Raw genomic sequence first — 21306 nt, forward strand, 5'->3', positions numbered from 1 at the left:
CTCCTAAAATACTAAATCAATGCCAGCGGAAATGATTGAATAATCTCCAACTGATGCGCGGGTATCTTCACCACTAAAGTAATCTAACTTAAATGCTGCGCTCGGGTGAAAATCGTAACGTAGCGAAACTCCATAACCATCAAACTCTCGAGCGGCTAATGAGGCTTGCGTGTTTTCGGCAACAGTTCGAAGAAAATTATTGTTTAGGTGGTCAAAAACACCAAAGTCGGTATCTTGAGCGAACTCTTCAGCATGCACGGTGACGACAATATCATCAAAGCGTCGGCCTACGGCAAAATACCAAGTGTCATTGTAACCATCGCTTGAATCATCGACGCCATAATAAGCATATTCAAAATCTACAATCCAGTCATTATAGTTAATGTTAAATCCTGCAAAAGAATATAACCCGTCTTTTGTGTCCCAACCAATGGCATGATAAAAGTCGTTAATTGAGCTTTGTGATGCTCCGCCCTCACGAGCCATGTCGACAAAAGCATTGACGGCCGGGAATACCGCTTGTTGATCAAAGTCTCGGCCATCAAGTTCTGTAATAAACCCTCCAGCGAATACTTTCCACCAATCACCACTTAGCGTTGCATTGAAGGAAAAAATATCTTTAAAACCAAGAGGAACATCTTTGTTTACGACGGCAATAAAGACACTACCATCCCAATTCCCATATAGCGCTTTTGTGGTCAGGGTGTAATCGCCAATAAAAAATGTGCTGTCTAAAGAAATACCTTCTACCGTAGAGAATTCAAACCCGTTGTAAACTGCTTTTGGTAGTCGTGAAAAGTTATGGGCATAACCGACAACTTCATATTCTGATTGATGAAATACAGGGTTGGCAAAGCGGCCAATGTTTACTTGATGTGCATCGTTTAGTTCATAAGAAAGATAAGCCCATCTGGCATCTACTTCAAAGTCATTTTTACCTTCTGCGTACAGTTGAATGGTTGCTGATAAACCGTCTGATAGTTCCGCTCTACCTTGTAAACCAAACAATGATTCATCTTTAAAACTAATTTCTCCTTCATCAGAAAAACTGTTGTAAGGTACATTACCACCATCGGTACTATTGTGCGTGGCCCTGATAGAAGCAAAGCCATTAAAAGTAATATCTGCATAACTTGTTGTGGTGAACAGTAACGTTATACCGAGGACACCCGTACGTGTTATTTTCATAAATTTAACTCCCCGTCGTTTTGGACATAAAGCAAATTTTACCGCATGACATTGCTTTGATTATTTATACTTTGAATCCTTTGGCGATGACTTCTAGATCATTGGCTAAATGAGCTAAATCTGCACTAACTGTCGCCAATTCTTCTGAAGCTTGATGAGTTTGCGTAGTACTTAAGCTTATTTCGTCTACATGAGAAACAATTTGTATAGCCGATTCAGATTGCGCCTCCGTCGCATTGGCAATATCAGCAGTCATCGCGTTTATTTGAGCGACAGACGCCGTTATTGCCTCAAGTGATTGTCCCGCAGCGCTAACATGCTCTACACTGTGATCAGCGAGCTCTTTACCACTACTCATCGCATTAACTGCTTCTTTGGCTGCCGCTTGCAGTTTCTCAATAGTATTTTGAATTTCAATGGTAGATTCTTGTGTACGAGAAGCAAGCGTGCGCACTTCATCAGCAACAACAGCAAAGCCTCGTCCTTGCTCGCCTGCGCGAGCAGCTTCAATTGCGGCATTGAGCGCTAACAAGTTGGTTTGTTCTGCAATACCTCTAATCACGTCTAACACAACGCCAACTTGATTAGCGTCACTATCAAGTTGATCGATTACATCTGATGAGCGTTCAACGGTCGACGCCAGTTGATGAATTGTATTAACCGTTTTATCAACAACATCTGCGCCATCTTTAGATATTTTTGAGGTTTCAGTTGAAGCAGATGCTGCTTGCGCGGCGTTATCCGCGACACTGTGAACACTAATATTTAAATTTTCTACCGCTTCTTTTGCATTGTTGGCACCTTGCTGCTGTACCATGGTTATGTTGCTGGTTTCTTCGGCTGTAGCACTAACGGTTGACGCCATTTCAGATAACGGCAATGCTATTTCGACCACTTGCTTGATGGTATGTTGTAGCTTTTCGATAAAGCGGTTAAAACAGCGAACCAGTTCACCTACCTCATCCTCTGTTTTCGCTTCCAACCTAACCGTCAAATCTCCTTCACCATCAGCAAGATCGCTTAGCGAGTTAATTACATTAGCTAAAGAAGAAGTTACCCCTGAAATAATTGGTACAGCGGCTCCAAAGAGTAAGGCTATCGTGATAAACCCCATAACGTAACCCGTAGTCACCAAATTTTCAGCGGCCGTATTGGCTTCAGAGATTTCTTTTTCAAAGATATCGACATTATTTTGGTTGAAGTCGGCGACCGTTTTGGTAACAAGCTCAAAGGCTTCATTCATCTCTTTGCCCATGGTAGGCAGTTTTTCAAAATCAACAGTTTCTTGAATCATTCCTAATGATAAGGTTTTAGCTTTGCTGTAGTAATCTTGAAACTGATTTGCCAAGCGTTGCTTATCAGCATTAAATTCAGGGGAAATACGACCAATTTTTTCTATCGTTTCGGCAATTTGCTGTGCTAGTTTATCAGAGCTTGCGATTGCATCTGCTTCCCCTGTGGTTACCGCGCTATTAAGCATTTCTGAGATACGGATGATAGAAACTGACACTTCTTTTGAATATTGTACTACGGGAAATTGTACATCTTTGGCATGGGATATCGCCGCGACATTTTGATTAGCCGTTATCGTCGATAGCGTTAAAAAAATTATGAAACTGATAGAGCCGATCACAGGGATCAAATAGATTTTTTTTGTAATTGAAAGTTTATTTAAGAAATTCATAAATAGTGGTCTCTCTCTGCATCTCTTTAAAATGTAGAACATATTTACAAGAAGTGTAAAAATTTATTCTTCTTTTTATATATTTTCTTTAGGAAATTTAATTATGTAGGCAAAAGCAAACGTAAATAAACAAATATCTCACTAAAAATTTGATTAATGGGAGATTCTTATTGAAAGGGGAGCTCTTTAGGTCATTACTTGCAACGGTTTATGGACTTATTAACTCAGTATTCGACTTTAGTTGAGTAGTCTATTGCGCTTAGTTGCTATAAGATATTGAGCATCTATGTAGCTTGCGAGTATTAAGTGCTGAAAGCTGCTTAACAAAAATAACTAAGACAATATAAGTGTAGAGTTGAAGGTGAGGGATTTTTTATGAATGAACTAAAAAGCTGTTATCCAGTGCATGCTAAAGCAAAGGAAAAAACGCATATTACGTCAACAATGTATGAAACGATGTACCAACAATCGATAGAGCAACCTGAAGAGTTCTGGGCGGAACAAGCTAATAAGTTTCTTGATTGGTATAAGCCATGGGATAAAGTCTGTGAGTCTGACTTGGCTACAGCTAACATTAATTGGTTTAAAGGAGGTCAACTGAATGTCAGCTATAATTGTATCGATAGGCACCTACCTTCAAAAGCAAATGATGTCGCTATTATTTGGGAAGGCGATGATCCGAGCCAAGATTTAAAAATTACCTACCAAGAACTGCATGATAACGTTTGCCGAATGGCTAATTTATTAAAAGAACGCGGTGTTAAAAAAGGCGATAGGGTATGTATTTACATGCCAATGATCCCTGAAGTTGGATACGCAATGTTGGCATGTGCTCGTATTGGTGCGATTCACTCGGTCGTATTTGGTGGCTTTTCAACCGAGTCGATTAGAGCACGTATTGTGGATGCAAATTGTCAAGTGGTGATTACTGCTGATGAGAGTCTTCGAGGCGGTCGTACTATTGCACTTAAAGCTAATGTTGATGCTGCAATTACTGAGTGCCCTGATGTGCATTCGGTGATAGTCGTTGAGCGAACAGGAGGAGATATTCACTGGAATAGTGATATCGACGTTCATTACCAGCAAGCCGTGGCGACAATGTCGACAGAGTGTGAACCAGAAATTATGGATGCAGAGGACCCTTTATTTATCCTATATACCTCTGGCTCAACAGGAACACCGAAAGGCGTATTACACACTTGTGGCGGTTATTCTTTATACGCGGCAATGACTCATAAATATGTTTTTGATTATCAAGATGGTGATATTTATTGGTGTACTGCTGACGCAGGTTGGATAACTGGTCATTCCTATATATTTTATGGACCACTTGCCAATGGAGCAACAACACTTGTTTTTGAGGGCGTACCGACATACCCAGACGCGGGCAGGTTTTGGCAAGTTTGTGAAAAACACAAGGTCAATATCTTTTACACGGCTCCTACCGCGATAAGAGCTCTAATGAGTGTCGGTGATGAGTTTGTTAATCGCTATGATTTATCATCGCTTCGTTTGTTAGGTACGGTTGGTGAGCCTATTAACCCGGAAGCATGGCATTGGTATTACGAAATCGTTGGTAAATCCGCATGTCCTATTGTTGATACATGGTGGCAAACTGAGACTGGCGGTATCATGATCACTTCCTTACCAGGTGCCGTTGATATGAAACCAGGTGCAGCAGGAAAGCCATTTTTCGGCGTCAAGCCGGCATTATTTGATAAAGATGGCAATACGTTAGAAGGTGAAAATCAAGGCCTGTTAGTGATGACAGGAAGCTGGCCAGGACAGCTTCGTAGCGTTTATGGTAATCATGAGCGTTTTTATGAAACCTATTTAAGTCAGTATCCTGGTAACTATTTTACCGGTGATGGTGCTCGCCGTGATCAAGATGGATTTTACTGGATTACTGGGCGTGTCGATGATGTGTTAAATGTCTCAGGTCATCGACTTGGAACTGCCGAAATAGAGAGTGCACTTGTGCTACATCCTGCAGTAGCTGAAGCGGCTGTTGTTGGTTACCCTCACGAAATCAAAGGGCAGGGAGTATATGCTTATGTAACCTTGATGAGTAATGCGAGTGAGTCAGAAGAATTGATCAAAGAGCTTACTGAGTTTGTTGCAAAAGAGCTTGGTCGCTTCGCAAAGCCTGATTATATTCAATATGCACCAGGTCTTCCTAAGACACGTTCAGGTAAAATAATGCGTCGTATTCTGCGTAAAATAGCGGAAAATGATCTCGATACCCTTGGTGATACATCCACGTTGGCAGATCCGTCTGTTGTCGAAGATCTTATTGCTCGTCGAATTATTCATCAAGCGTCATAATATTTCTGTTTTTCAAATGAGTACAGCTATTAAAAAGAAGCGCCACGAGCGCTTCTTTTTTTTCAAAACATACTTTCCTTTGATTAAAAATAATCGTAAAATTATCATTACAAATGTAGTAAATAAATGTTTACGATTTGTTTTTTTATAGATGGTAGGGGAGTCGCTTGCGAAAGTGGTATCTAAGATTTGCTTAGTCGCCATCATCTATAGTTATCAGACTCGCTGTTAAGTTTTTGGAAGTATTATGTCACAGGAAACCAACGCTCATCGTAGCAAACTAAATGATATACACGTTAATGCTGAGCAGGTGTTAATGACACCTAATGAATTACGTAGTCAACTACCGCTCTCACCACAAGGAAGAGCATTTGTCCGTCAATCTCGTCAAATTATTTCTAATATCATTCATAAAAAAGATCCTCGGCTGCTGGTTATCGCAGGTCCTTGCTCAGTTCATGATGTCGAAGCAGCGAAAGATTATGCGCGTAAGCTAAAACAGTTACATGATCAGTATAATGATAGTTTGTATATCGTCATGAGGGTGTATTTTGAAAAACCAAGAACCACTGTTGGCTGGAAAGGGTTAATTAATGACCCGCATATGGACGGTTCATTTGATGTTGAAACTGGTCTTAAGACGGCACGCGAATTACTGCTGTCGTTAACCGATATAGGCTTACCACTAGCAACTGAAGCGCTTGATCCAATAAGCCCTCAGTATTTAGCTGAGTTATTTAGTTGGTCTGCCATTGGCGCCCGAACAACTGAGTCTCAGACACATCGAGAAATGGCAAGTGGTTTATCAATGCCAATTGGTTTTAAAAATGGTACCAATGGTAGTTTGGACGTTGCTATTAATGCTTTGCATTCCGCTGCTTCAGCACATCGGTTTATGGGCATTAATCGTCAAGGGCAGGTTGCGTTAATTACGACTTCTGGAAACCCTGACGGTCATGTCATTTTGCGCGGTGGAAAGCAACCTAATTATGATTCCGTTAATGTTGCGCTATGTGAACAAGCACTGGTTAATCATAGTATAACACCAAGCATTGTTATTGATTGCTCTCACGGAAATTCAAATAAAGATTATCGCCGTCAGCCGCTAGTGGCAGAAAATGTTGTTAATCAAATCATCGAGGGTAATCGTTCAATTATCGGTATTATGCTTGAGAGTCACTTAAATGAAGGAAATCAAAGTGCAGAACAGGCAAAAGATCAGTTAAAGTATGGGGTCTCGGTGACAGATGCTTGTATTAGCTTTGAAGAAACAGAACGACTAATTGCTGGTATGAATAGTAAACTACAGCAAGTTTTAAATGACAGAATTCGTTAAGTGAAAGACGATGGAAAATATGGATATTAGCGAAGCATTGGCTAGTTTGCGATCTGAAATCGATACGATTGACAGTGAGTTAGTTAATCTTTTAGCAAAGCGAAGAGCCGTAACATCAAAGGTCGGGGCGCTTAAATCTAAGGTCGGTATGCCTATATATGCTCCCGATCGAGAGCTTCAACTCATTAATATGCGCCGCAAACAAGCTGAGCAGGTTGGCCTATCGGCAGATCTTATTGAAGATGTGCTACGCAGACTGATGAGAGACTCCTATGTGAGTCAGGACGCTAGTGGTTATCGTTGCGTAAATCCTGCTTGCAAAAAAGTTGTCATTATCGGAGGCGAAGGACAGCTAGGAAGCGTTTTTGTTGATTTATTTCAACGCTCAGACTATCAGGTTGCGACATTAGAAAAGGATGATTGGCAACATTCCGATAGTATTCTTGCTGATGCAAGTTTAGTGATCGTTGCCGTTCCAATTCGTTTTACCAATATGATCATTAGTCGTCTTTCGACCTTATCTCCAGAATGCATTTTGGCGGATATTACCAGTGTTAAAGAGTCGCCTTTATTTGAAATGATGAAGGTCCATTCTGGCCCGGTTGTTGGGCTACATCCGATGTTCGGACCAGATGTTGCTGGGTTAATCAAACAGACTATTATTGTCTGTGAAGGGCGTGAAAAAGCCTCTTATCAATGGTTAATCGAGCAATTTCAAGTATGGGGAGCTAAAATTTATCCTGTTAATGCAGCAGCTCATGATAAAGCGATGTCGATGGTGCAGGTTATGCGTCATTTTTCAACGATTGCTTATGGTTACCATTTAATGACTGAAGGTGCGGATATTGGTCAGCTCGTTGAAATGAGTTCACCTATTTATCGACTTGAACTGATAATGGTCGGACGATTGTTTGCGCAAGACCCCATTTTATATACCGATATCATTTTCGCTAACCACGATAATATTGGTATGATGAAGCGTTTCGCTTATCGCTTTTTAGAATTATTAGAAGATGTTGAAATGGGCGACAAGGACGCTTTTGTCAAAGTTTTTGAACAAGTCGCTGATTGGTTTGGGGACTATGCTGAAATATTTTTACATGAGAGTAAAGGCATGTTATTAAAGGCCAATGAACTCAAAAAAGATTAATGTTTTGTGACTAAAAATTTAAGAATTATTACGATTACGACTCTGTTATCGCTAAGCAATATTGGCTGTAGCACAGTTAATCCAACAATGGCAATCGGTGATATTTCATCGTTATCCCTGTTAGTAGAATACCCAGACTTTAACCAAGAGCATAAGGGCTATCTTGTTTCTAATAAAGAGCGAGAAATCATTAATCGTTGGCCTAAAGACCTTAAGCTTGAGGTTTATTTTGGTACTTGGTGTCATGACAGCGTCAGAGAAGTGCCTAGGCTATTAAAAATTGTTGATGGACGGTTTGAAACGAAGCTGATAGCGCTCGATTTCACTAAAATCGAGCCTAATGGTCGAGCTAAGGCACACGATGTTAGGTATACACCGACAATTATTGTCTATCAACAAGGGGTTGAGCTAGGGCGAATTATTGAGAAACCTGAGGGGAGTTTAGTTACCAACCTTGACTTGATAATAAACAAAAGAGGCTAAACGCCTCTTTTGTTTGATGTGCGCAATATTATTTGAAAACACAGTGCTTGGTATAGTCGGCAGCCTCGTTAGCTGTCCAATCCCCTTTTGGCTTTTCTTTTAGTTTTTCACACCATTTTTCGCTGCCCACTTCCGGTGAACAAGCGGTTAGGATTAAACCTGATATTAATACTAGCAATGCTTTTTTCATTACTTCTCCATAAATGATTGTTTGAGTTATTTGTTGTTAGGTATAAAAGTTTGTGCAACGTTGGCAATTTCTTCAACACTTTTTTCCAATGTATGCATTTGCTCGCTGACATTATCGGTTTGATGCCAAGTCTGTTCAATGGTTAATTTGACTTCACCCAAATCATGATGCATTTGGGTTGATATTTGGCTTTGTTCCTCAGCCGCCGCTGCAACTTGATTTGAAGCATCGTTTATTTTTTCAAGTTGCTCTACAACTTGATTAATTTTTTCATTCGACATCTCAGCATTATCTACACAAAGTTCTGCTTCCGTTTTGTTTTGCAGCATCAGTTGAACCCAATCTTCAATTGTCGATAGCATTAACGATAAGCGCTCATGGATTTGTTTGGCAGAATCTTGGGTTCGTGAAGACAGGCTTCTCACTTCATCTGCGACAACAGCAAATCCTCTGCCTTGTTCACCTGCTCGAGCCGCTTCTATGGCTGCGTTAAGTGCGAGCAGGTTGGTTTGGTCAGCAATCGACTGGATATCTTCCATCAAAGCACCGACATTATTCGCAGACTCAGTTAAATTACCTGCGGAGCTTGATGCATTTTCAACCGCTAATGCTAAATGTTTGATTTTACGAGTGGTATCGTTAATGGTTTCTTTGGCGGCTTCACATTGTTGGTAAGTATCGTCAATATCACTGGCAGCGGTTACCGTACTGCTAGCGATCTCTGATGTAGATGCTTGCATCTGGGTCATTGCTTCTGCTAATAAGTCGACTTTTTCTTGTTGTTGTTGCAGGTTTTTTCTAGTGAGTTCAACACCAGACATGACGTTAGCTAATACCTGCTTTATTGGGGTTGCTGCGTCCTTTGTACGTTCTAAAATTGCTTTTAACTTTGTTTTAATCATCGAAAAATTAAAATCAAAGACGCTAGCAGTGCCTTGGCCAAAATAGACGTTTCTTGAAAAAGAATCGTAAACATTTTGCATTTTTTGGGCACGAATCGCGGTAGGGATAATGTCTTGCCAAAAAATCACAATAGGCGCCATTGCACCAAAGGCGGCAATAATCGAACTAATTAAACCCCAATGAAAGAAGATGAAAGCTTGGCTGACCAGCGTCAACAACACCAGAAAGATAAATTTATGATTCTTGGTGATCTCAAAAGTTGCCCAACGGTTATTGTTATTTAATGCTTGGTAGAGTTTATTTGCTCTATCGACAAGCTCGTTGGTAGCCATTTTCCCAATAGCTTGGTAACCAATGATATTACCTTTTTCATATTGAGGGGTAATAAATGCATCGAGCCAAACGCTGTTACCTTCTTTTGATTTGATTCTCAAAAGCCCTTGCCATGAGTAACCTTGTTTCAAGGTATGTGATAGTTCTTCAATCACAATTTTCGGCATTCGTGGGTCGGTTAGCTCTCGGCTATCCGTGGTTAGTAAATGCTCGCTGTCAAAGCCGGTCAAATTACAAAAAGCATTATTGACATAACTATAACGCCCTTTCAAATCGGTAATGTAGATGAATTTTTCAGTTGTGTTCATTATTTTTAAGTTATTAATTTAAAGTCAATGTCATATTTTTGATGCAATACAATATTATCCATTCTAGAACACTTATAGAGATCTCGCTTTGCGCTTGATCAAAACTTAATGGAAACACCTATCGAAACATTGGCTTCTTTAAAAACGCCACTGCGAAAATGAGCATGGCACGTGGCGTCATCACAAAATAATAGGTCATCTCTATCTACCCAAGTAGCGTAGCCTCTTATTTCTGTGACAAAGTTGATCCTTTCGTTAATTTTATATTGGGTACCAACTGCGATTGTTGCTGATGGGTAGACTTCTTGTTCGTCATCACTTTTGATCATTGAACCACCAAGGCCAATCGACATGGTCGTGGTGTAATTTTGTTGGCGAAACTGGGCAATACCGTTAAAGTGGGTATATAAAATATCTAAAGATTGCTTGCTATTGTCGGCAGCACTGTCAAAGTCATAGGTAACGTAATTAAACAATACTTGTCCTTGTCCATTCGGTGTATCTTGCCAAGCTATACCTAGCCCAATATTCGTGCCGGTTGAAACAGAGACATCACCAGTACCACTAATTAAGTCTTCACCGATTGATTGTCCAATAATGGGTGTAATTTCAAATTCAGTAGCTGCAGAATTACTAGCGATAGTTATCATGCTTAATGAAATAATTGGCAGCAATATCTTTTTCATCATCTTTTGTATTCCCTTTTAACTGACAAGCTACGTAGTCGATTTATTTATCGGTGTTTATCTTAATTAATAAAACGTTAGCCTGTTAAAACTATTATGTCTATGCTTTTATTTGTTTTTAGGAGGTTGTAAGCTGCTTAGAGCTTAGCATAATTATGCGTTTATCAAGCAGCACGATTTAAATGAAGTAATACAAATCAAATACAACCGCCAAAGAGCAACACACCCTAAGTTATGCTATTACTCGTTATCAAACAATTTACCTAATTTCTTCTTGGCTTCTTCTTTTAGCTTATCTTTGGCTGATTCTTTTAATTCCTCAACCTTTTCATCAACTTTCGCTTTTATTTTCTCTTTGATAATGCCTTCTTGTTCTTTCTTAGCTTGCTTCCAAAGCTCAGATAAGGCTTGCTTGATAATTTCACTACCTAACTGACTAGCTGGTAAGCCAGTCTTTCCGCCAATACCGTTTAGATTGATATCATGTAAGGTCAATTGATGCACTTTATTACCTAAGTCAGTCAAATCTAATGTTAGCTGTGTACCGGCTAAAACGACTTTATCAACAGCAATAAAAGGTTCTTTTCCTGAAGCATTTTCTTCTTTAGTTGCTGTCGAAGTGCCAGTGTTTCTTTTTATCGCATCAATTAAATCTTTGATATTTGAGTTTCCATCTTTAGTGACTTGGATGTAGGCGGAAGGATTTTTAATTATGATAGCATCTAGCACAATAGGTGTTTTAGTTAAACTTTCCAAATTGATGTCTAAAGTAGATTCACCTAAGGTGAAGGCATTTTGACTACCATACCCTTGTGGATTAGGTAGGTTTAACCCTTTTATTGTTCCAGCTCCCTCCGATAATCGAATATCAACTAGTTCAACGCTGACTTTTTGTTCTGTCACCTGTTGGCCAACAGATTCAATTTGCGCTTTTACAAAATCGTTTAAAGAGCCTCCAGCAATAAACCAAAGTGCTCCACCGAGTGCCAATAGAACGATAACTAAGATTGATGCAATAACTTTCACCACGCATACTCCTTTTGTGTTGATGTTGTAATAATTGAAGATATTTACTTGGTTAGTATATATGAACTTTTTATCCACTGGTGTTTTTATTTTAGCCTGAAAAAGAGATAGCACTCATTGGGAATGAAGTAGGTTTCACTCCCAATATTTACTTGACTAGTTGTTAATAGCACTACTTGGAACACTGGTTGGATTGATATGTTCGATAGGGTAACAACCAAGTACTTTAATGAAGTTTGTTAATGGGGTGATTTCCGATATTGCCTCTTGCAGGGCGACTGATTTTATATTGGCTTCAACATCAATATAAAACATTTCTTCCCAAGGTCGCCCTTGAATCGGGCGAGACTCAAGTTTACACATGTTAATGCCTTTATCTTTCAGAACAACAAGGCACTCAACTAAGGCCCCAGGTTGATGGCCAGTTGCAAGGATAATGGCTGTTTTGGCTGGGATTTGCTCAGCAACTTCAACAGGTTTTCTCGCGACTAAAATAAAACGACTGTGATTTTCATTTTGATTGGCTATCGACTTTTCTAACGCATGTAAATTATATAACTTACCGCCTTCTTCACTGCCAATAACCGCAACGTCATCACGTTGAAGTTCATATACTTTGGCCATAGCATCAGCGGTACTTTCACAATATTCGATGCGGATACCCTGTTGCTTATCTAAAAAGTTACTGCATTGGGTAAACGGTTGGCCATGAGCATAGATTGTTTTGATGTTGTCGAGTCGAGTATTAACTGCGGTGAGTAAGCAGTGAGCAATAGGTTGAGTGATTTCTCCGACAATCGACAGATTGGTATGTTGGAGTAAATCGTAAACTTCGTTAATACTACCAGAGCTGGTATTTTCTATCGGTAACATACCATAATCTACATGCCCTGATTCCACTTGCTGCATAATGTCATTAAAACTTTGGCAACCATATTCGATAATTTTTTCAGCTCGACGCGAAAAGTAACGGTGGCTTGCTAAATAACTGTAAGAGCCTTTATCACCAAGAAAAGCGACGCTGACGGTTGGCATTTCTATATTTGGATTCGCTAAGGTCTGTAAATAGGCTTGTTGATTGAGTACTGAGTCTTCAATGATGGTTTGAAAGACACTAGTGACGTAGTGGGCATCAAGTCCTAACGCTTTCCCCTGATTAATTAGGCGAATGAGTAGTTCTTGCTCTCGTTGTTGATCACGTACAGGTCTAATTTGGTGCGCTTTACTTTTCGCGACTTGCAAAGTGAGTGAGCGACGCTGCGCAAAAAGCGTTAATAATTGCTGGTCCAGTTGAGTAATCTTCTCTCTGATCTGGTTTAAATCTAATTCATCGTTCACGTCATTTACCTTGTTTTTGCTAATGAAAGTAGTGATAACTACCATAAAAAAACCTCCTTAAAGGAGGCTTTAATGAAAAGCACCATCGACAAAAAGCATCACAAACAGGGAAACCTCAAAGAAAAAATCAGCTTTTTATCGTTTATCGTCCTACTTTATCTAGGGTATTAAATGAAGACAAGTGTTTCTTTATATTGAATACCATCTATCTATAGCAATATGATATTTAGTTGCTTAACCCTCTTTTAACCTCCGATCATTGTGAAGCGTTGATTAAGCATTCCCATGCAATCAAGAAGTTGCATACGATAGCTATTATCCAAACTAACGAGCGAAGTAGCCCCCAATTTGTCAAATAGAAAACATGGTATGCAAAACGGCAAATAATATATGTTATCGCAAGTTGGACAACGTATTGGTGGGTATTATTGGTCGTAATTGCTAACAATATTGCAGGAGCAAACAGGATTAACGCTTCAAACGAGTTTTGATGACCAGCAAGTGCTCGCGCACCAAAACCGGTCAGCTTGGCTTGTTGCTCTCTCGGGTAGTTATTATCGTAACGCCCCATTCTTTGTTGAGCGATGGCTAAAGGAGCCTTGCTTAACAAAGGAAAAAGCATCGCAATAACTAAGCATCCAATCAGTAATGTCATAAAATATCCTTGATGTGCGTTGATATTGAGTTGGTTGTTAACTGCTATTAGATTTATCTGATATGTGTGGCAGTGTAAATTGATTTTTATACTGGTAGTCCTTTTTATTTGATTTGACAAAAGGTTAGCTCTCAGTAGGAAATACGGTAATTGTTGGATGCCAAATTTTCAACACACTAAAGTTTATGCTCGATTGCATTGCATAGCAGTACGCTATAGTGAATCGCCCCTAGAGTAATTAAAAAAAGCATGGCATAATCGAAGCATTGTTAACATTTTGATAGCTTTGGTCTTAGCAAAAAGCTATCGTCTTTGACTTTATTCCTGTTGTTATAGCCTTTAACACCCTATTGGTGGTTTGGGTGTTCGCATTTAGTGATCAAGTTTTGTTACATAATCGTAGTAAAATATATAAATTCAACACATTGCTTTATTTAGTTACCAAGCGTGTATGAAAGAGACAAAAATGAAAAAAACAACGCCTCGTTACGTACAGATCGACAATTGGATCTTCGAATTGAAAATGGTTCGAGCGCTAAAAGTTGATGAGTATGGTGAACCCTACAGTGCCATCGCTAACTGCAATATTAATGGCGACAATATGTATATTGATGGTCTGCTTGCTAAGGATGAAGAAAGTTTTACAAAAGAAGACTTTATGACATTTCTAAAGTTTTCGAAAAAGCTTGGATTAAAAGGTTTTTCTTATCATCGTTATCACAATGGTAAATCGGTGACTCGTGACGCGCATATTGACTTATTAACTCGAACAGAAGACAACATCAGTGTCGAGGCTGAGAAAAGTGAAAATCAAGATTCATCAAGCGATAGCATAATTCGATTAGTGAAGTAATTATATCGAAACATTTTAAACTTAATAAAGCGTTACACTTGTTAAGTTGTTGGTTACATTTTCAATTGCTATTGTAAATTAACGCTATGTAACCAAAGTTTATTCAATTTATGTCGATATTTAGCCCTTGGAAGCGCGATTTCCCTATTTTTTTCTCTCACGCGCACCCAGATTTGTCTTACCTTGATAGTGCGGCAACGTGTTTAACACCTAAGCACGTTGCTGATGCTATGTATCATTATCAATGCTATTGTCACGCCAACAGTCATAAAGGATTGTACCAATTAAGTGCAAGTGTTACTGAACGCGTAGAAACAGCGCGACAACGGGTTGCTGACTTTTTACATGCTAGTTCTCCAGAAAGTATTATCTTTACTACAGGCACCACTGAAAGTCTCAATTTAGTAGCGTCTAGTTATATTGCTCAGAAAATGTCGCCGGATGCTAACATTGTTATCAGTGCTGCAGAGCATCATGCTAATTTATTACCATGGCAAAGATTGTGTCATCAGGTAAATGCAGAGCTTCGGGTGGTTAAGCTCGATGAGCGTGGGGTAATCGATTTCGCTAATTTGGTCGAACAAGTCGATCACAATACCGTCGCTATTGCGGTTTGCCATAGTTCAAACGTAATTGGCAAGTTTAATCCAGTAAAGAAAATTTGTCAGTTCGCGAGGCAAAAAGGCATACCATCGATCGTCGATGGTGCACAAGCCGTTTGTCATGGTATGGTCGATGTCGAAGATATTGATTGTGACTTCTATGCTTTTTCTGGACATAAGCTTTATGGACCCACCGGATGTGGCGTACTTTATTGTCGAGCTCAATTAATCGAGCAAATGGAACCCTACCAAGTGGGGGGCGGTGTCATCGAGGATGTAACCTTTGCCCAAAGTCGATATCTTTCAGGCCCGCTAAAATTTGAAGCCGGTTCTCATAATGTCGCCAGTATTGTTGGCTTGGTTGAAGCGTTAGATTATTTGGAAGATATTTCTTGGAAAGACATCAACCAATATCTAGATAACCTTAGTCGCTATATGCAAAAAAGTTTGGCGGAACTAGACTTTGTTCAACCATTGATTGGCAAGAGTTTTGATGGCACGATAAATGAGGTTGCTACTAGCCCTTATTTATTTAGCTTTCAATTGCGTGGCGTCCATTGCCATGATGTCGCCAGTATGCTTGATAGCGAAAATGTTGCCGTTAGGGCTGGTCACCACTGTGCGCAGCCTTTACATCAACTATTGGCTAAAAATGCCAGTGTTAGGGCGTCGTTGGGGATCTATAATAGTTATTCAGATGTAGATAGGCTCGTCAATGGGTTAAGTCATACCCATCTTTTGATGGCGATTGATCAATAAGGTGTTAGCGTGAGTGCAGAGTTTAAACCGATTATCGATTTTTCTAATCAGTCATTGTATCAACAAGCATTACTGGAACATCATAAGCAGCCGGTAGGTTTTAATAAAGCTATCACCATAACGCACAGCGCCGATGGTATTAATGCCGCTTGCGGTGATGAAATTGTTGTACAGATCCATCGTCATGAAGATGACATTGTGCACATTGCTTTTTGTGGTGATAGTTGCGCAATTTGCCGAGCTTCGGCATCGATAATGTGTCAAAGTGTTGAAGGTAAAAACGTTAGCCGAGCTATAGAGTTGGCAGAACTCTTGATTCAAAGCCTAAGCCATTCCCATCAAACGGATATTGCCTTGTATCCAAACCTACACCCTATCTTTGCCGTACAAAAATTTCCGGTGCGTAAACAATGCGCTATTTTACCTTGGCAAACTTTTGCGTTAGCTTTAAAGCAAGGGCAAAGTTTATAAGAGATAAAGGATGCAAGAGAACTGGGTAAATTTTTACCGAAAATTTGACCGCCAACGTCATTATGTATTGGCGACGATATCTGCGACAGAGGGCTCTACGTATTATAAAACGGGGGCGATGATGTTAATCACTCAAGCGGGAGATTGTATTGGCTTATTGAGTGGTGGTTGTTTAGAGGCTGACATCTGTCATCATGCCCAAGCGCTATTTGATTCATCCAAAAGTAAACTATTACGTTACGATTTAATGTCTGATGAGGCGTTGCTGTGGGGATTAGGGTTAGGGTGTGATGGGGCTATTGAAATTATTCTAACATCAATTAATCCGGCCAACAGTTTTTTGGGCTTCGATAAAATGCTCGACAGCGTCATCAATCGAGAGGGCGGCTTCTATTGTCAACTTATTGCTGATGATGCAATTGCTCAAGCAGAGTTTTGTCTCACTGAAACAGATGTTGACAACTTTATTGCCCAGTTAGCCGATGATGATAATAGTACTCAAACTCTTATTGTGCCTATAACACCACCACTTTCAATTGTTGTTTGTGGGGCGGGCCCCGATGCAGAGCCTTTAGTAAATATGCTTTCATTGCAAGGCTGGCAAGTATCGCTTTGGGATCACCGTCCAACCTATTTAGCGCAAACTTGTTTTGATACCTGTCAACAACGACGAAAGGTCAGAGCAGAAGCAATTAGAAGTGACGATTTTGCTCAACATGATGGCGTCGTTATCATGACGCACAATTTGGCTTTTGATCAAGATATCTTAACTATGGCCTGGCACTCCTCTTTATCTTACATTGGTCTTCTTGGCCCTAAAGGGAGGCGCAATAAGTTAATCGCTCCACTTAATTTAACCGAGGGTGACATTCAAGGACGAATATATGGGCCAGTAGGGCTCGCACTTGGTGGTCGAGGACCTCAAGCGATTGCTTTATCAATAACCGCGGAGATTCAACAGCATTTCTCGCAACGTCGTCAGTCCACTTGATAAAAGATCGAATATGAATCATCGATTAGCTATTGTTATTCTTGCTGCGGGTTGCTCAAGTCGATTAGGGCAGAATAAGCTCATGGTGGAAATAGAAGGGGAGAGTATGATCCGGCGACAATGTCAGCTGGTGTCGTCATTTCAATACCCGGTCTACTGTGTTACCGGTTTTCAGAGCGAAAGCGTAGCAAAAGAGCTCTCATCACTACCCATTACTATTATTGAAAATCGTCAATGGTCACAAGGATTAGCAAGTTCAATTAAAGCCGCAAGTGTTAATGTTACAGCTAGCCCTAATGGAAGTATCGAACAGTTAATTTATGTTTTGGCAGACCAATGGTTGTTAGATAAATCGTGTTTAAAAGGTTTTTTAGCGTTTAGTTTGGCCAATCCTAACCATATTGTTGTTGCAAGTCAGCTTGACATTGATCCGCAAATTTCGAAATCTCAGTTAAGCACTATTGGACCGCCAGTTTCCTTTCCTAAATCCCTTTTTCCTACCTTAAATCAGCTAAGTAGTGGCAGTGGTGCCAAACGAGTCATTAGTGATAATTTATCCTTGGCTTTGCCTTACTTTCTGCCTGAAGCGTTTACTGATTTGGACACTCAGCAGCAACTGGCGTTAATGCGGGTTAAATTTCCTCATTAGAATAACTAGAGCGTGTTGAACTTTGCTGTTTTGTTTTTGCAGCGATTTAGACGCCATTTATACAAGACAGAGTCAATGTTTCATAGTTATTCCATTCGAATTGACGATAACACAGTAGAAATAGTGACTAAATGCTGTCCTATGGATTCGTTTAAATGTGCTTTGTCCTTTGTTGCCTAAAGGACGTAGGTACTTAGCTTGAGCAGGACGTGGAAGCTGTACAAGGGTTTTACATAGAATAACTATGCTACATTTCTTGCGTCGTGGTCAAAACACATTTAATTCGAACAAAAATTAAAGATGAAAGATCAACACGCTTTAATAAGTACTGTTCAATCTTGATGCTAACTTGTTAAAATAGTCGTTATGAGTGGTTAATTAATATTAGATGAGTTGAAACTTATGGCATCGTTGCAAGAGCAATTATTGAAAGCTGGGCTGACAACTAAACAAAAAGCACGACAAGCGAACACCGATCAACGGAGAAAAAATAAGCAAAAAAGAAGTGGTGCGCAGGTTGACGCTAGTTTGCAAGAACAGATAAAACAAGATTTGGAGAAAGCTAAACAAGAGAAGTTAAGCAAAGATAAAGCCTTAAACGAGGAAAGGAAAAAGCAGCTCGCAGAAAAAGAGCTTCATCATCGCATCTTGCAAATTCTTAATAGCCACCACATCACGCCAGAGCAAGGTGACGCCGTTTATAACTATAGCTTTAATGGTGTTATTAAAAAGCTTGAGCTTGATGAGAAAACCCACAAAGCATTAGTTGATGGAAGATTAGCATTATGTGGTCTAGATGAGACAACTTACCTTGTTACCAGTGAAACTGCTGATAAAGTAGCGAGTTTGGCCCCAGAAGTTTTGTTAGTGAAAAACGATAGAGTTGAAGACGATGCTGCCGATGAAGACGATCCTTACGCACAGTATCAGATCCCTGATGATTTAATGTGGTGATCGACTGGCCCAAGCTAATCATAAGCTACTGATATGCAATGATATCAGTAGCTTCCCTTTGTATATTACCTTAATTAGAGAGTATTGATGAAACACCTTCGTTGGTTTATTGGCCGTATTATTTTATTGTTAGATTTTATTTTTTCCCCTAAAAAGCCTAAGTTAGATAGCAGTCAACAACAACTACGTGATGAAAAGGTTGCTCATTTAGCCCTTTATCAGCTTCCGGCCTGTCCATTTTGTGTCAAGGTTCGACGTGAAATGCGTCGTCAAGGTTTTAATATCCAGTTACGGAATATCAATGAGCAAGAAAATTACCAAGCCGAATTAATTGCTCAGGGAGGTAAACGTAAAGTTCCATGCCTACGTATAGATGATAAACACGACAGCGTAACTTGGCTTTATGAGTCAACTGACATTGTTAACTACCTAAGAAGCCTCGCGCCGATTAGCAGATAAGTTAACAATTTCTTTATTGGCTAAAAATAAATTGGTCAATTGTCGGGTCTGTTTATCTAGAGCGTGTTGCTAAAAGGAGCCCTGATGCTAATAAAGAATAAACCATGTTGGCAATTGTCAGAACAAGATGTGACTGATCAGCAAGTCTATCTGCAGCGTCGAGCATTATTAAAGCAGCTTGGTTTTTTCGGTGCCGGCGCTTTATTAAGTCAACCTGCTAATGCAATAGATTGGTTTTCTACAGACACTAAAGCGACATTTCAGGTAAGCGATTTACGCTATAAAAACGCAGACGCTGATCAACAAGTGCTAACACCAAGATCAAAAGTTATCAGTCATAACAACTTCTATGAGTTTGGCACTAGCAAAAGCGACCCGATAGAAAATGCCCAAGAATTCAAAGTTAACTCTTGGCAACTTCGCATTGAAGGTGAAGTAGAGCGACCAGTAACCTTAGACTATGATGATCTATTAAAGCGCTTCTCATTAGAGGAGCGTATTTATCGATTGCGCTGTGTTGAAGCATGGTCAATGGTGATTCCGTGGGTTGGTTTTCCTTTGCACGATATACTGAAGCAAGTTAAGCCACTCTCGGGGGCAAAGTATGTCGCATTTGAAACCTTATATGACCCACAGCAAATGCCTGGACAAGCCAATGCATACCTTGGTGGTGGTATTGATTACCCCTACAAAGAGGGGTTAACGATAGCAGAAGCACAACATCCACTAACATTGTTAGCTGTTGGTTTATACGGACAAACATTACCGCCACAAAATGGCGCACCTATTAGATTGGTCGTGCCATGGAAATATGGTTTTAAAAGTATCAAATCGATAGTTAAGATCCGCTTACAGTCTAATAAACCTGAAACAACATGGAATCAATTAGCTCCTAATGAATATGGTTTTTATGCCAATGTTAATCCCAATGTTGCTCATCCGCGTTGGAGCCAGGCGAGTGAACGCCGCATTACTACTGGTGGTTTATTAGCGAGAAACCGTATTAAAACAGAGCTTTTTAATGGTTATGCTGAACAAGTTGCTCACCTATATAAAGGTATAGACTTAAAGGTTAATTATTAATGTCAATGAGAAGGCAATCTCTGGCAATTATCCTGACAAAAACACTTATTCATCTCTTGTGTTTAGGTTGGTTGTTATCACAGTATTGGTTGGCAATTGACGATCGCTTAGGTGCAGATCCTGTTGAGTCTTTATTACACTTTACCGGTATTGGAGCCCTTAATTTATTACTATTGTCGTTGGCAATTTCGCCTGCCATTTCCTTATTAAAGCAACCAGACCTTGCCAAATTTAGGCGTTTAGTCGGTCTCTATGCATTTGTATATGCCGCGGTACATTTACTCAATTTTATTGCTTTTGAACTACAGTTCGACTGGCGAATGATCATCAGTGAAATAGTAAAACGACCTTATATTACTCTCGGAATGTTGTCTTTTTTTATCTTGCTGACACTAGCAGTGACTTCTATTAGTATGATTAAGCGTAAGATGGGTAAGGGGTGGCAGCTGTTACACAACTGGGTATATCTTGCCAGCCTTTTAGCGATAGTGCACTTTGCCATGTCTGTTAAACTCGATTTAACAGAGCCTATAATATATGCAGTAATCACTGTTTGGCTGTTGTGGTTTCGTAAACGAAAATTAAAGCGTTATTTTCGATGAATGGCATTAGGGTCTGTTAACCTTTGTTTATTTTTTCTGCAATAGGGTGTTTTTGAAAATAGCAAAGCAGCGTGAGCGATGTTTGGTTATTCCAAATGAGCGAATGCTAATGCCGATCGTATTAAAAATAGCCATTGCCCCTTTCGTAAAGGTCTTGGGGCTGAGGCTAAAATGACGTTACTCTTCGTTAAAAACTTATCGTTTAGTTCACTATACTTCATCGTTTTTGCCTTGATTACCGTCATTTTAATACTCAGCATAAACTTTAAACAAAGATC

Annotated in this window: 21 protein-coding genes; 13 read left to right on the plus strand and 8 right to left on the minus strand. The window is 39.7% G+C overall.

The window, feature by feature from the left end; all coding sequences use genetic code 11:
- Positions 1-3: 3 nt before the first annotated feature.
- Together ACSLUH_RS00605 and ACSLUH_RS00610 are read right to left on the minus strand one after the other, a co-directional pair.
- Positions 4-1188, minus strand: coding sequence for a hypothetical protein (locus ACSLUH_RS00605; RefSeq protein ID WP_448563511.1), 1185 nt, complete (start codon positions 1186-1188; stop codon positions 4-6).
- A 64-nt stretch (positions 1189-1252) separates the two neighbouring features.
- Positions 1253-2872, minus strand: a complete 1620-nt coding sequence (locus ACSLUH_RS00610) for a methyl-accepting chemotaxis protein (protein WP_448563513.1) — start codon at positions 2870-2872, stop codon at positions 1253-1255.
- A 375-nt stretch (positions 2873-3247) separates the two neighbouring features.
- Between ACSLUH_RS00610 and acs the strand changes: the two genes are divergently transcribed.
- The 4 genes from acs to ACSLUH_RS00630 all read left to right on the plus strand — a co-directional run bounded on the left by acs (position 3248) and on the right by ACSLUH_RS00630 (position 8166).
- Positions 3248-5197: an acetate--CoA ligase gene (gene acs / locus ACSLUH_RS00615; protein WP_448563515.1), complete on the plus strand. Its 1950-nt coding sequence runs from the start codon at positions 3248-3250 to the stop codon at positions 5195-5197.
- 247 nt (positions 5198-5444) lie between these two features.
- The gene (locus tag ACSLUH_RS00620; protein WP_448563517.1) at positions 5445-6533 is read left to right on the plus strand and encodes a 3-deoxy-7-phosphoheptulonate synthase; all 1089 of its coding nucleotides are present in this window, start codon (positions 5445-5447) and stop codon (positions 6531-6533) included.
- Positions 6534-6543: 10 nt separating this feature from the next.
- Positions 6544-7683 carry a bifunctional chorismate mutase/prephenate dehydrogenase gene (gene tyrA / locus ACSLUH_RS00625; RefSeq protein ID WP_448563519.1) on the plus strand — a complete coding sequence of 380 codons (1140 nt, stop codon included), beginning with the start codon at positions 6544-6546 and terminating at the stop codon, positions 7681-7683.
- Between the two features lie 6 nt (positions 7684-7689).
- Positions 7690-8166 carry a thioredoxin domain-containing protein gene (locus ACSLUH_RS00630; RefSeq protein WP_448563521.1) on the plus strand — a complete coding sequence of 159 codons (477 nt, stop codon included), beginning with the start codon at positions 7690-7692 and terminating at the stop codon, positions 8164-8166.
- Positions 8167-8194: 28 nt separating this feature from the next.
- On the opposite strand, the gene ACSLUH_RS00635 is transcribed toward ACSLUH_RS00630, so the two are convergent.
- From ACSLUH_RS00635 to ACSLUH_RS00660, 6 genes are all read right to left on the minus strand, one after another.
- Positions 8195-8356, minus strand: a complete 162-nt coding sequence (locus tag ACSLUH_RS00635; RefSeq protein WP_448563523.1) for a DUF3012 domain-containing protein — start codon at positions 8354-8356, stop codon at positions 8195-8197.
- Between the two features lie 26 nt (positions 8357-8382).
- Entirely contained in the window at positions 8383-9900 is a 1518-nt protein-coding gene (locus tag ACSLUH_RS00640; RefSeq protein ID WP_448563525.1) for a methyl-accepting chemotaxis protein, read from the minus strand.
- Between the two features lie 98 nt (positions 9901-9998).
- Positions 9999-10589 (minus strand): hypothetical protein, encoded by a 591-nt coding sequence (locus ACSLUH_RS00645; RefSeq protein ID WP_448563527.1) that lies wholly within the window; start codon positions 10587-10589, stop codon positions 9999-10001.
- Between the two features lie 237 nt (positions 10590-10826).
- The gene (locus ACSLUH_RS00650; protein ID WP_448563529.1) at positions 10827-11615 is read right to left on the minus strand and encodes a DUF748 domain-containing protein; all 789 of its coding nucleotides are present in this window, start codon (positions 11613-11615) and stop codon (positions 10827-10829) included.
- A 153-nt stretch (positions 11616-11768) separates the two neighbouring features.
- Positions 11769-12995, minus strand: coding sequence for a prephenate dehydratase (gene pheA, locus ACSLUH_RS00655; protein WP_448563531.1), 1227 nt, complete (start codon positions 12993-12995; stop codon positions 11769-11771).
- Positions 12996-13206: 211 nt separating this feature from the next.
- A complete protein-coding gene (locus tag ACSLUH_RS00660) occupies positions 13207-13605 on the minus strand; it encodes an MAPEG family protein (RefSeq protein WP_448563533.1) in 399 nt (132 codons plus the stop codon).
- Between the two features lie 466 nt (positions 13606-14071).
- On the opposite strand from ACSLUH_RS00660, the gene ACSLUH_RS00665 reads away from it, so the two are divergent.
- The 9 genes from ACSLUH_RS00665 to msrQ all read left to right on the plus strand — a co-directional run bounded on the left by ACSLUH_RS00665 (position 14072) and on the right by msrQ (position 21028).
- Positions 14072-14458, plus strand: coding sequence for a hypothetical protein (locus ACSLUH_RS00665; RefSeq protein ID WP_448563535.1), 387 nt, complete (start codon positions 14072-14074; stop codon positions 14456-14458).
- Positions 14459-14568: 110 nt separating this feature from the next.
- On the plus strand, positions 14569-15819 hold the full coding sequence (locus tag ACSLUH_RS00670; protein WP_448563537.1) for an aminotransferase class V-fold PLP-dependent enzyme: 1251 nt from the start codon (positions 14569-14571) through the stop codon (positions 15817-15819).
- Positions 15820-15828: 9 nt separating this feature from the next.
- Complete coding sequence (sufU, locus tag ACSLUH_RS00675) at positions 15829-16290, plus strand: Fe-S cluster assembly sulfur transfer protein SufU (protein WP_448563539.1); 462 nt, start codon at positions 15829-15831, stop codon at positions 16288-16290.
- Between the two features lie 10 nt (positions 16291-16300).
- Positions 16301-17281, plus strand: coding sequence for an XdhC family protein (locus ACSLUH_RS00680; protein WP_448563541.1), 981 nt, complete (start codon positions 16301-16303; stop codon positions 17279-17281).
- Positions 17282-17294: 13 nt separating this feature from the next.
- The gene (locus ACSLUH_RS00685) at positions 17295-17930 is read left to right on the plus strand and encodes a nucleotidyltransferase family protein (RefSeq protein ID WP_448563543.1); all 636 of its coding nucleotides are present in this window, start codon (positions 17295-17297) and stop codon (positions 17928-17930) included.
- 402 nt (positions 17931-18332) lie between these two features.
- Complete coding sequence (locus ACSLUH_RS00690; RefSeq protein ID WP_448563545.1) at positions 18333-18884, plus strand: DUF2058 domain-containing protein; 552 nt, start codon at positions 18333-18335, stop codon at positions 18882-18884.
- An 87-nt stretch (positions 18885-18971) separates the two neighbouring features.
- Positions 18972-19343, plus strand: coding sequence for a glutaredoxin family protein (locus ACSLUH_RS00695; RefSeq protein WP_448563547.1), 372 nt, complete (start codon positions 18972-18974; stop codon positions 19341-19343).
- 84 nt (positions 19344-19427) lie between these two features.
- Complete coding sequence (gene msrP / locus ACSLUH_RS00700) at positions 19428-20426, plus strand: protein-methionine-sulfoxide reductase catalytic subunit MsrP (RefSeq protein ID WP_448563549.1); 999 nt, start codon at positions 19428-19430, stop codon at positions 20424-20426.
- On the plus strand, positions 20426-21028 hold the full coding sequence (gene msrQ / locus ACSLUH_RS00705) for a protein-methionine-sulfoxide reductase heme-binding subunit MsrQ (RefSeq protein WP_448563551.1): 603 nt from the start codon (positions 20426-20428) through the stop codon (positions 21026-21028). Before msrP ends, msrQ begins: the two co-directional genes overlap by 1 nt.
- Positions 21029-21306: the final 278 nt, after the last annotated feature.

This window comes from Thalassotalea ganghwensis, from assembly GCF_053485795.1.